The organism is Pseudomonas sp. GL93, assembly GCF_003408955.1.
Lineage (GTDB): Bacteria > Pseudomonadota > Gammaproteobacteria > Pseudomonadales > Pseudomonadaceae > Aquipseudomonas > Aquipseudomonas paracarnis.
Genome location: NZ_NKRF01000121.1, coordinates 1 through 11,539 on the forward strand (window position 1 = coordinate 1; position 11,539 = coordinate 11,539).

Annotated in this window: 8 protein-coding genes and 2 pseudogenes; 4 read left to right on the plus strand and 6 right to left on the minus strand. The window is 60.6% G+C overall.

Features of this window, described 5'->3' with window-relative positions; genetic code table 11:
• From CER19_RS25250 to CER19_RS25260, 4 genes and pseudogenes are all read right to left on the minus strand, one after another.
• Positions 1–1,907: PQQ-binding-like beta-propeller repeat protein (locus CER19_RS25250; protein ID WP_116668387.1), on the minus strand; the 1,907-nt coding region annotated here is incomplete at its 3' end.
• A gap of 261 nt (positions 1,908–2,168) precedes the next feature.
• Positions 2,169–2,705: pseudogene (locus CER19_RS29500) on the minus strand (methyl-accepting chemotaxis protein); the annotation flags it as partial.
• A 327-nt stretch (positions 2,706–3,032) separates the two neighbouring features.
• Positions 3,033–4,112 (minus strand): annotated as a pseudogene (locus CER19_RS29505) (cache domain-containing protein); the annotation flags it as partial.
• Between the two features lie 138 nt (positions 4,113–4,250).
• Positions 4,251–5,141: a bestrophin family protein gene (locus CER19_RS25260; protein ID WP_003190542.1), complete on the minus strand. Its 891-nt coding sequence runs from the start codon at positions 5,139–5,141 to the stop codon at positions 4,251–4,253.
• Between the two features lie 329 nt (positions 5,142–5,470).
• Between CER19_RS25260 and CER19_RS25265 the strand changes: the two genes are divergently transcribed.
• Positions 5,471–6,322 carry a hypothetical protein gene (locus tag CER19_RS25265; protein WP_169922168.1) on the plus strand — a complete coding sequence of 284 codons (852 nt, stop codon included), beginning with the start codon at positions 5,471–5,473 and terminating at the stop codon, positions 6,320–6,322.
• A gap of 2 nt (positions 6,323–6,324) precedes the next feature.
• Positions 6,325–7,353, plus strand: coding sequence for a GGDEF domain-containing protein (locus CER19_RS25270; protein WP_165861673.1), 1,029 nt, complete (start codon positions 6,325–6,327; stop codon positions 7,351–7,353).
• 10 nt (positions 7,354–7,363) lie between these two features.
• Here the strand turns inward: CER19_RS25270 and CER19_RS25275 are convergent, their stop codons facing one another.
• Positions 7,364–7,663 (minus strand): helix-turn-helix transcriptional regulator, encoded by a 300-nt coding sequence (locus CER19_RS25275; RefSeq protein ID WP_003190545.1) that lies wholly within the window; start codon positions 7,661–7,663, stop codon positions 7,364–7,366.
• Positions 7,664–7,753: 90 nt separating this feature from the next.
• On the opposite strand from CER19_RS25275, the gene CER19_RS25280 reads away from it, so the two are divergent.
• Positions 7,754–8,845 carry an NADH:flavin oxidoreductase/NADH oxidase gene (locus CER19_RS25280; RefSeq protein ID WP_054895667.1) on the plus strand — a complete coding sequence of 364 codons (1,092 nt, stop codon included), beginning with the start codon at positions 7,754–7,756 and terminating at the stop codon, positions 8,843–8,845.
• 205 nt (positions 8,846–9,050) lie between these two features.
• Positions 9,051–11,180, plus strand: coding sequence for a TonB-dependent siderophore receptor (locus CER19_RS25285; protein ID WP_116668390.1), 2,130 nt, complete (start codon positions 9,051–9,053; stop codon positions 11,178–11,180).
• A 227-nt stretch (positions 11,181–11,407) separates the two neighbouring features.
• On the opposite strand, the gene CER19_RS25290 is transcribed toward CER19_RS25285, so the two are convergent.
• The coding region (locus CER19_RS25290) for an IS3 family transposase (RefSeq protein ID WP_133298300.1) at positions 11,408–11,539 on the minus strand (132 nt) is incomplete at its 5' end.

The window sequence follows — 11,539 nt, forward strand, 5'->3', positions numbered from 1 at the left end:
TGGGCCTTGTTCTGCGACGGTATCCTCTGGATCCACAGGCCCAGGCGCATGTCGTTGACGAAGATAAAACCGTGCACCGGGTCGGTGGAAATGCTGCCCCAGTTCATACCGCCCAGGGAACCCGGGAAGCTCAGGGATTTATCGGTGCCCGGCGCGGTGTACAGGCCGTCGTAGCGCATGCCCTTGAAATCGATGCGGCACAGCAACTGGTCATACGGCGTCGCGCCCCACATGTCCGATTCGGTCAGGGTTTGTGCGCCGATCTGCGGCATGCCCACGGATTTCGGCTGGGTGAGGGAATAGGGCTCGTTGGGAATGTTCGCCGCTTTGACCGGCACTTCCTGCACGTCCGTCAGCGGCTTGCCGGTGGCGCGGTCGAGCACGTAAATCTGCCCGGCCTTGGTGCCGATGACCACGGCCGGTACGGCCTTGTCGCTGCCTGGCGGGGTGAAGTCGATCAGGCTTGGCTGCATTGGCAGGTCGAAGTCCCAGAGGTCGTTGTGGACTGTCTGGTAGACCCACTTCTCGGCACCGGTGGAGGCGTCGAGTGCCAGCACCGAAGCGCCGTATTTGTGGTTGAGCTGGGTGCGTTCCACGCCGTAGATATCGGTGGAGGAGCTGCCCATCGGCAGGAAGACCGTGTTCATCAGCGGGTCGTAAGACATCGGCGCCCAGCTGTTCGGGGTGCTGCGCACGTAGGTGGCGTCGCCCGTCGGGGCCTGCTTGTCTTCAGGGTTGCCTGGGTCGAAGGCCCAGCGCATCTGGCCAGTGATCACGTCAAAGCCACGGATCACGCCACCGGGCATATCGGTCTGTACGTTGTCCGCCACGCGACCGCCGACCACTACAGTGGTGCCGGCCATCAGCGGCGCCGAGGACAGTTGGTAGTAGCTGTCCGGCACATTGCCCAGGCCGGCCTTGAGGTCCACCTGGCCATGGGTGCCGAAGTCTTCGCAGAACTTGCCGGTGTCGGCATCCACGGCGATCAGGCGCGCATCAATAGTGTTGGTCAACAGGCGACGCTGACACTGCGCACCGGCAGGCACGCTGGCGGCAAGGATCGGCGAGCTGTTGGGTTGGGTCGGCTGGGCAATCGGTGCGCTGGCGTCGAAATACGCCATGCCCCGGCAACGCTGCCACACTGCCGATTTGGCGTTGACTTCGTTCTTCCACAGTTCTTTGCCGGTGTCGGCATCCAACGCGATCAGGTTGTTGTGCGGTGTGCAGATAAACACTTTGTTGCCGACCTGCAGGGGCGTCAGCTGGTCCTCGGCACCGTTGCCGTCGCTGATGGCCACGTCGCCGGTGTGGTAGGTCCAGGCGACTTTGAGCTTGTCGATGTTGTCGCGGTTGATCTGGTCCAGCGCGGCGAAACGGCTGCCACCTTCAGTATTACCGTAGTGGGCCCAATCTTTCTGTGCATCGGCCGCAGCCACCGGGGTAACGCCCGGGCCTGCACCGGTGGGCGCAACGCTTGGGTGCGCGACAAACATATTGCCCGCCGCCACCGCCACGCCCAGCGCCAACACGGCGGCGACGCCATAGGCACCCCGCGCCGGTTTGCCGGCCAGCAATGGATACACCAGCGCCACCACCACGCCAATCACCGCAAACATGAACAGTCGCGAGAACAGCGGCCAGTATTCCAGGCCCACGTCGGCCACCGCCCACACGGCAGTAGCCACCAGGAACGCGGCGAACAACCAGGCGCCGGCCGGCTTGCAGCGGGCAATCAGCAGCCCGGAAATGGCCATGACCACGCCGCCCAGCAGGAAGTACCAGGAACCTCCCAGGCTGACCAGTTTGGCGCCGCCGACGGCAAGCGCAAGGCCGAGCAGGGCGATGACGACGCCCAGGCCCAGGAGTAAGAATCTAGAGACGCCAGCGGCGCGCGATGCTCGTTTCATGTCGAATGGACTCGAGTGAGAGAGGGCAAAGACGCGATTTTAGCAAGATAAGTAACCGGTTAGTACATTTGAGTCCTGCAATAGACTGTTACAGGTACTGCGATGATGGGCAGGGCCGCTGGTACCCTGTGGCGAGGGAGCTTGCTCCCGCTGGGGCGCGAAGCGGCCCCGCTCTTTGTTTAAAAGAAGGGGCCTGCTACGCAGCCCAGCGGGAGCAAGCTCCCTCGCCACGGTACAGCGCTGCTTTTTAATGGGCGGGCATCAGAACTTGAAGCGGCCCACCAGCCCATTGAGCTGGCCGGAAATATCAGTCAGCCGCCCTGAACCGGTCTGCGCCGAGTGCGCAAAGCCTTCCACCAATTGCGCGTCGGCGTGGATCTGCGCGATATGCCGGTTGATCTCTTCGGCCACCTGGTGCTGTTCTTCGGCGGCGGTGGCGATCTGGGTGTTCTGGTCGCGAATCGAGTCCACCGAACCACGGATCTTGTCGAAGCTGTCGCGGGCCTGCTGGATGCGCGCAACGCTCGTGTTGGACACCAGCAAGCTGCCTTGCATCTGCTGGGTGACTTCCTGGGTGCGGCGGGCGAGGTTGCCCAGCAGGCTGTCGATTTCGCCGGTGGAGTCGGCGGTGCGACGCGCCAGTGCACGCACTTCATCGGCGACCACCGCAAAGCCGCGGCCCTGGTCCCCAGCGCGCGCGGCTTCGATTGCGGCGTTGAGCGCCAGCAGGTTGGTCTGTTCGGCAATCGAGCGGATGGTGTCGAGGATGGTGTTGATGTTCTGGCTGTCTTGCTCGAGCAACTGCATGGTCTGTGTGGATTTTTGCAGGTCTTCGCTGAGCTTGAGCACGCTGCCGGTGGCTTCGCCGATGTGCTGCTGGCCGGTGTGCACGTCGCGATAGCCCTCATCGGCACTCGTGGCGGCGGCGCTGCATGAACGCGCGACTTCGTTGGCGGTGGCGACCATCTCGTTAAACGCGGTGCTCACCAGTTCCACGGCTTCGCGCTGGCGGCCGGCGGCCTGGTTCATATTGTTGGCCACGGCGCTGGTGTCGGCGGCGGCGGTTTGCAGGTCTGAGGAGGCGTTGCCGATGCGCTGCACCAATTGCGCGATCATGCTCAGGAACTGGTTGAACCAGCCGGCCAGGCTGGCGGTTTCGTCCTTGCCCTGCACCTTGAGCTGGCGCGTGAGGTCGCCTTCACCTTCGGCGATTTCCTGCAAACCGTCGGCCACGCCGCGAATCGGGCGCACGATCACACGGGCGAAACTGGCGCCGACGATTGCGAACACTACGGCCAATACAGCGGCAATCGCTGCGATCAACCACGTCAGGCGAGTGGAGCCGGCCATCACTTCGTCCCGCTTGATCAGGCCGATAAAGCGCCAGCCCAGGTCTTTGGAACTGACCACGTTAGCCATGTAGGCCACGCCATTGATGCTCACCTCGGTCACGCCACCGCCGTGCTTGGCCAGTTCGGCGTAGTTCGCTCCCAGGCCTGCCAGTGGCTTGAAATTGTGCGTGGCATCGCTGGGGTCCACCAGCACGTTGCCGTCGGCTTCCACCAGCATCAGGTAGCCGCTGTCGCCCAGCTTGATGGTGCGCACCAGCTCGGTGAGTTGCTTGAGCGACACGTCCAGGCCAACCACCCCAAGCACATTGCCCGTGGCATCCGCGACGGTGCGCACGGTGCCGATCAGTACCACATCGTCCGGGGCCCAGTAGTAGGCGCCTGTGCGCACGGTCTTGCCTGGCGCTGCGATGGCGGCCTGGTACCAGGGGCGGGTGCGCGGGTCGTATTGCGTCAGTTTGGCGTCGTCCGGCCAACTGGCGTAGCCGCCATCGCTCAGGCCCAGGGACAGGTAGGCGGTGCTGGGGTGGCTCTTGGCGAACTGATCGAAAATCGCCAGCAGTTCTGTGTTGGTCGGCGTCAGCGGAATTTGCGCTGCATCGGCGCCGGCGTAGTTCTTCAGGTTCTTGGCCGCGATCACGCGGGGATCCTTGGCGACGAAGTCGACATTCTGGCTGATGCCGTCGAAAAACTGCTGCATGCCGTTGTCGATCTGGCGGATCTCGCGGCCGCTGCTGTCGAGGAAGTTGGCCAGTGCACCCTCGCGCAGGTTCAGCACCACGATAATGGCGACCAGGATGACCGGCACGCACGCGATGGCCGCAAACGCCCATGTCAGCTTCTGCTTGATATTCATGACTTCACCCGCGGGTATTTATAGTTTTGGCAAGGGGAGAAAAATGGCTACTGCGTGTCGCAGGCGTTTTTGTGAGAGGCGAGGCCATGCGTACCCTCGGTATATCGGCCGAGGGAGTTGGCACTTGAGGAGGGGGAATCAGGCGATCGGGTCACCGACCAGGGCATCGCGGCGCATCGACTGCAGGTTCTTCTCGATGGTTTCGCAGATGCTTTCCATCTGGATCTGGTGTTCGCTGGAATTGAACGGGCTTTGCAGGTCGGTACCGATGCGTTCGATGGCCAGCAGCATGAAGCCCACGACTGTGGAGGCCAGCGGCGTGAACCAACCGAGGGATTCCACCAGCCCCACCGGCACGATCAGGCAGAACAGCGAAATGAACAGCCGCGGGAAATACACATAAGGGTAGGGCAGTGGCGTGTTAGCAATCCGCTCCATGCCGCCCTGGGCGTTGGAGAGGTCCACCAGGGTCGACTCCAACCGCGCCAGGCGAATACTGTCCAGGCGCCCGGCCTGGTATTCGCGCGCCAACAACGAGGCTGAGCCGGTGAGGATGTCATTGGCAAAGTTATTGGTGGCGCCGTTGCGCGCAAATTCTTCGGCGGGGATAAAGGCTCGCACTTCTTCCGGGCACGGCTGGCCCTTGAGGTGCGCAGCCAGGCAATTGACGTAAGCCACGTGACGGCGCAACAGCGTCGACTTCACCGGGTTCACCTCACCAGGGGCGTCATCGAGCAGGGTCAGTACTTGCCGGGCAAAACTGCGCGAGTTGTTGACCATCGCACCCCACAGCGTGCGTGCTTCCCACCAGCGGTTATAGGCGCTGCTGTTGCGAAAACTGATCAGCACCACCAGTGCCGAGCCGAGCAAGGTCAGGGGCATCAGCGGCAAATTGATCTTGGCGGTGAGAAACAGCATGAAATCCACCGTCACCGCTACATCCCACAACAACAGCCAGAACAACGCCCAGCCCACATAGCCCATGGTCTTGATGATCAGGCGGTATTTCTTCAGAAGGGCAGCTTTCAAACGAGAACCTCGCGGCGGGCGGTTGGCAATAATCCCCTGTTACGACGCCGCCGAGGAAGGAAGGTTCGCAGGGTGCTGAATCGATTAGTCCTCTAACCGCCAGGCGGAGAGAATGTAACCAAAGGTTGCGCGTAAGTGTGTGCCATGGGGCATTTGACTGTGGAACAACTTTGGTACTGATGACGTCTTGTCCGGCAATCGCTGTACATTGCGTTCGAGGCAAAAAGCCATTAATGGCAGGAATTTTGAAGTGATTTGTTTTGGGGCCGGGCTGCAGGGATTTCGTAGCTGAGATCAGTGGCATCAAGTTGGATGATCAGGGCTCTTTCATGCGTGTCAGTTCGTTGAAGTTGGCTATGTGTAATACCGCGCAAGCGCTCGAACGTCATAAGGATTTTGAATCGTGCATGAGAGCGCATTACCACGTGCTGCTCGTGCCCTATTCGAGACGACCGTTTTTCTACAAGAGTGCCCTTAAATACAGCCGCTTGATGGTGTCGTTTGCATTATTGAGCCAATACTTTTCCACACCGCTGCCGTTGTTGGCAGAAGTTAAAGCCTTGTGCGTAACGCGCAAATATTGTTCGAAAAACAGCCTGGAATCGATCTTTTTGCTGTTCCGGGCCCTGGGTTTCATGGAGGTTGCGCCGCACCCCGAAGACAGTCGCTTCAGGGTGTATGCACCCTCGGATGAAGCCTGCCGCGAAGCGCGGTTGATGCTCACCGCCCTCACTGAGTCGTTGGCGCTGCTCTACCCCGAAAGGGAAGTGTTCCGGCAGATGCGCGACCTGGATGACCGCGAGTTCCTGGCGCTCTATTTCAAGGGTTTTGCCATGATTCTCGCGGCCGAATTGACGGTGGATGTCTTGCTGCCCGAATGTTATTGGCTGGTGAAGCGCGACGCCGGCCATCTGTTGATGCTGGCGATCTACAACGACGCCTTTGCCCCTGAGAACGACCGCGCCACCTTCCGGTCATCTTCCTACCTGGCCTTGGCCAAGCAACTTTCCGTGTCCAAGACCCACATTATCCGTATGGTGCAGGAGGGGGTTGAAAAGGGTTATTTCAAAGCCCACTCCAAAACCCGGCTGGAAGTTCTGCCACCCTTTGCCAGCCTGGTAAAGCGGTTCATGGCCTTTTCATTTGCGATGGGCCTGCATGCTATTGAGATGGGAGCGTAAGGATGCCTGCTAACTTGAAGTTGCGGCCCAGAATGCGCAGTTTGTTGTCACCTGCGGTGACCCAAGCCGAATGGGTAGGGATCATTGCCTGGGTCGGCATGCTCCTGATTCCGCCGACCCTGAAGTTGGATCTTTATATGTTGGGCGTCACGGTGGGCCTGCTGATTGTTTGCCGGGTACATGCGACCACCGCGAACTTTCTGCTCTGGCGAGTGCTGGGGGTCATCTATATGGTGTTGTTATCCGTCGGCTTCGCCTATCTGATTCGTCTGAATGAAGAGTTGCGTATCTATAGCTTGCCGTTAGCCGTGACCCTGGTGGTGGGCAGTGCGATCTTGTTTATCAGTGTCCAGGATTACCTAGCCGATGCGCTATTGATCTGGCTGATCCTGTGGCCGCCCATGCAGGCGGATATAGATGCTGGCACCGAGGTGTTTTTGCTGCTGTTCTGCGCGGCGTCGGTGTCCATCGGGTTTATCTTGAGTTATTCCTACTTGAAGAACCTGCGTTCGGTATTGCTGGTGGAAAGTGAGTTTCGCGCCTTGGCCGAGACCGATTACCTGACGTCCATCCTCAACCGGCGCGCCTTTATGCAGAGCTTCGAGAAGTTGCTCGGTGGGGAGCAGGGCGGCTACTTCATCATGTTGGATATCGACAGTTTCAAAGAAAAAAATGACCTGTATGGCCACGACGTGGGGGACAAGATCCTGCGCGCCATGGCCCTGTGCCTGAAAAACGCCAAGGGCAGCTACAGCTTTGGACGGATCGGCGGGGAAGAGTTCGGCGTGTTATTGCAGGGCGACGATGTGGAGGTGGCCTGTGATTATGCCCTGGACTTGTTGCAGGCGATCCGCAGCAGTGTGCCTGCGCCGCACCATTACACCTGCAGTGCAGGGATGGCGCGTTTTTCGCCGGGCGACGAGTTGTCGGCCGTACTCAAGATGGCGGACAAGAACCTGTACGGCGCCAAGCGCAATGGCAAGGACTGTGTGCACCTGGACGGCGCATTGCTACAAGCGGTCTTGTCCTGACGCGTGCCGTCTAGTGCTGTGACAGAACGCTCGCCAGCAACCCAGGGAAGCGGCTTTCCAGCTCGTCACGGCGCAACGAGTTCATATGGGTGGTGCCCACATTGCGCGTGTGCACCAGGCCGGCATCGCGCAATACCCGGAAGTGATGGGACATGCTGGACTTGGGCCGCCCTCCGTCCAGTTCGCCACAGGTGGCCTCTGGCACGTTGGCCAGGTAGCGCACGATGTCCAGGCGCACGGGGTCGCTCAAGGCGTACAGCACACGCTCAAGCGTCAATTCTTGCGGGGTAGGGTGTTTGAAGGCTCGCATGGGGCGGATCATAACAGGGGGGTAGCGCTCAATACCATAGTTCGATTACCATCGAACTATCGAATCACCCACCCCTTCCTGGAGTTCTCAATGTCGGCTTTGTTCGAACCGTTCAAACTCAAAGATGTGACCTTGCGCAATCGCATTGCTATCCCACCGATGTGCCAATACATGGCCGACGACGGCATGGTCAACGACTGGCACCACGTCCACCTGGCCGGCATGGCCCGTGGTGGCGCCGGCCTGCTGGTGGTTGAGGCCACCGCGGTCGCCCCTGAAGGACGCATCACCCCAGGCTGCGCCGGGATCTGGAGCGACGCCCACGCCCAGGCATTCGTGCCCATGGTCAAGGCCATCAAGGCCGCAGGTTCGGTGCCGGGCATCCAGATCGCCCACGCCGGCCGCAAAGCCAGTGCCAATCGCCCTTGGGAAGGTGATGACCACATCCCGGCCTCTGATGCCCGTAGCTGGGAAACCATCGCCCCCTCTGCCATCGCGTTCGGTGCCAACCTGCCTAACGTACCGCGTGCCATGACCTTGGAAGACATTGCCCGCGTGCAGCAGGACTTCGTCGACGCGGCCCGCCGCGCTCGCGATGCCGGCTTTGAATGGATCGAACTGCACTTCGCCCACGGCTACCTGGGCCAGAGCTTTTTCTCTGAGCATTCCAACCAGCGTACCGATGCCTACGGTGGCAGCTTCGACAACCGCAGCCGCTTCCTCCTCGAAACCCTGGCTGCGGTGCGTGAAGTCTGGCCGGAAAACCTGCCGCTCACCGCCCGGTTCGGTGTGATCGAATACGACGGCCGTGATGAGCAGACCCTCACCGAGTCCATTGAACTGGCCCGCCGTTTCAAGGACGGTGGCCTGGACCTGTTGAGCGTCAGCGTCGGCTTTACCATTCCTGACACCAACATCCCATGGGGCCCAGCTTTCATGGGGCCAATCGCCGAGCGTGTACGCCGTGAAGCCGGTATTCCGGTGACCTCGGCTTGGGGCTTCGGCACGCCGCAACTGGCGCAAGGCGCACTGCAGGCCGGGCACCTGGACCTGGTTTCGGTGGGGCGCGCACATTTGGCTGACCCGCATTGGGCCTACTTTGCTGCCAAGGAGCTGGGCGTGGACAAGTCCTCCTGGACCTTGCCGGCGCCTTACGCGCACTGGCTGGAACGCTATCGCTGAGGTACGCCTGCGCGTTGCATGAGCCACTCGATTGAGTGGCTTTTTTTCGCCTGTGGTTTTTGCGTTATCCACTGGACACACAGCAGATACGCAAAAAATAACAAATGAGAACCGATATCAAACGAGAATGCCCTGATATATGATGCGCGGCGAATTCTTGGCAGGTTTGCCGCCCCATCTGGCTTATTCACTAGGTTCTACACCCATGCGTCGTACCCTGATTTCCATCTGTGTGCTCCAGGCGTTTTCCCCTTTCGTGTGGGCAGAGCAAGTGCCTGCCGAGAATGCCAGTATCGAGCTGCAAGCCACCAATGTGACCGCGACCGCGGACCTTGAGTCGGCCCAAGGCCCCGTGCAGGGCTACCACGCCACACGCTCAGCCAGTGCGACGCGCACCGACACTGCCATTCATGAAACCCCGCAGTCCATCAGCGTGGTGTCCAGGGACGTGGTCGAAGACCTCGGTGCAACGCGCCTGCAGGATGCCCTCGATTACGCTGGAGGTGTGGGCCGTGCCAATAATTTCGGCGGCCAGGGCCTGACCACCTTTACCGTGCGCGGCTTCACCACCGGTGAGTTCTACCGCAACGGCTTCCCGATCAACCGCGGTTACCCGAACATGCCGGACGCCAACACCATCGAGCGTCTTGAAGTGCTGCGCGGCCCCGCGACCATGCTCTACGGCCGTGGCGACCCAGGTGGCACCTTCAACGTGGTGTCCAAGCAGCCGCTGGCCGAACGCACCGTCACCCTGGGCAGCCAGCTCAATGACCAGGGCATGAAGCGCGGCACCCTGGATGCCTCCGGCCCGCTGGACGAGGACGGCCGCCTGGCCTATCGCCTGAACGTAGTGGGCGAGGGCGGCGACACCTTCCGCGATCATGTCGAGACGGAACGCTACGGCGTGACACCGGTGATCACCTGGCAGGCCACCGATGACACCAAGGTGACCTTCGAAGGCGACTTCATGCGCAACAACCACCCGCTGGACCGTGGCCTGACGCGCTTCCCCAATCAGCGAGGCACGCCCTCGCGTGATACGTTCTGGGGCGACAAGGACGCTGGCAAGCTGCACAACGACAACAACATGGCGCAGTTGCGTTTCGAGCATGCACTGAACGACAACTGGGCCCTGGGCGGCGGTTTCCAGTGGTTGGACGGCAGCTTGAAAGGCAATGCCATCGAAGCCAACGGGCCGGGCAGCCTGGGCGCCGATGGCCGCACCCTGCAACGCAACTTCAACTACCGCAAGCTGGAATGGACTGACAAGGACTATCAGCTCAACCTGACTGGGCACTTCTCCACGGGCGGGTTTGATCACACCTTGCTTACCGGTATCGAGTACGAGGACTACGACTACAAGTCGATTATCCAGCGCTCCAGCGCCGCGGCGGGCACCTATCCAATTGACATCTTTAACCCGGTGTACGGTCAAACCCGTCCGGCGCTGACCCGAACGCCGACCCACGATAAGGAAAACCTCAAGACCTACGCGGCCTTCGTGCAGGACCAGGTTGCCCTGACTGAACGTTTGAAAGTGCTGGCCGGTGCGCGCTTTGAGCGTTTTGAGCATGATTACCAGAACTATGTTGGTAAAAGCTGGCAGGCCGCCGACAACGCCGTCACCCCGCGCGTGGGTGTGATCTACGACCTCACCGACACCGTCGCGGTCTATGCTGACGCCGCACGTTCGTTCAAACCCAACACTGGCGCCAGCCGGGAAGGTGGTGGTTTTGCGCCGGAGAAAGGCAAGTCCTACGAGATGGGTATCAAGTGGGAGGCGCTGGACCGGCAGTTGAGCGTTGATGCGGCGATCTATCAGATCGAGAAGAAAAACGTGCTGACCACCGACCCCGTGGACAATACCTTCAGTGTCGCGGCTGGCCAGGTGCGCAGTCGGGGCTTCGACCTCAATGTGGCAGGCAACCTCACGCCCGAATGGCGCGTAATCGGCGGCTATGCCTACGTGGATGCCGAAGTCACCCGTGATAACACTTTGCGCTCCGGCACTCGCTTGATGAACATCCCGCGCAACAGTTTCAGCCTGCTCAACGTCTACGAGTTCCAGGACGGCGCGCTCAAAGGCCTGGGCCTGGGCGCCGGCGGCAAATACGTCGACCAACGCGCCGGCCAGACCGCCAATACGGCATTCTCCATGGACGCCTATACCGTGGTCGACCTGCTCGGTTACTACAAGGTCAATGAGCAGGTGCGCTTGAACCTGGATGTGAAGAACCTGTTCAACCGTGAGTATGAAGAAGGCGCGTTCGGCAATATCTACGCTTACCCCGGTGCACCGCGAACTGTGCAGGTGGGCATCGCCTACACCCTGTGATGAACGGCTGCAATATGTGGGAGCTGGCTTGCCTGCGATGGCGGCCAGCCAGCCGCCACCTATCCACCTGACGCCCCGCGTTCCAACTGTGGGAGCTGGCTGGCCTGCGAAGACGGCCAGCCAGCCGACACAGGGTGTCAGACCGAGTACATATCCATTCCTGCGGTAACGGCCACTTAGGGTTCCGCCCCAACGTGAACTGCCCCCCAAAAGTTGGACAGGAGACGCTATTGATTTAGTGCCTGGGTCCGAAACTGTACCGGACTCAAGCCATTCAGTCTGAGGCTTATGCGGTCTTGGTTGTAGTAGGTGATGTAATCCTCTAAGCCTGATGCCAGTTGCTCCACACTCTCAAATGA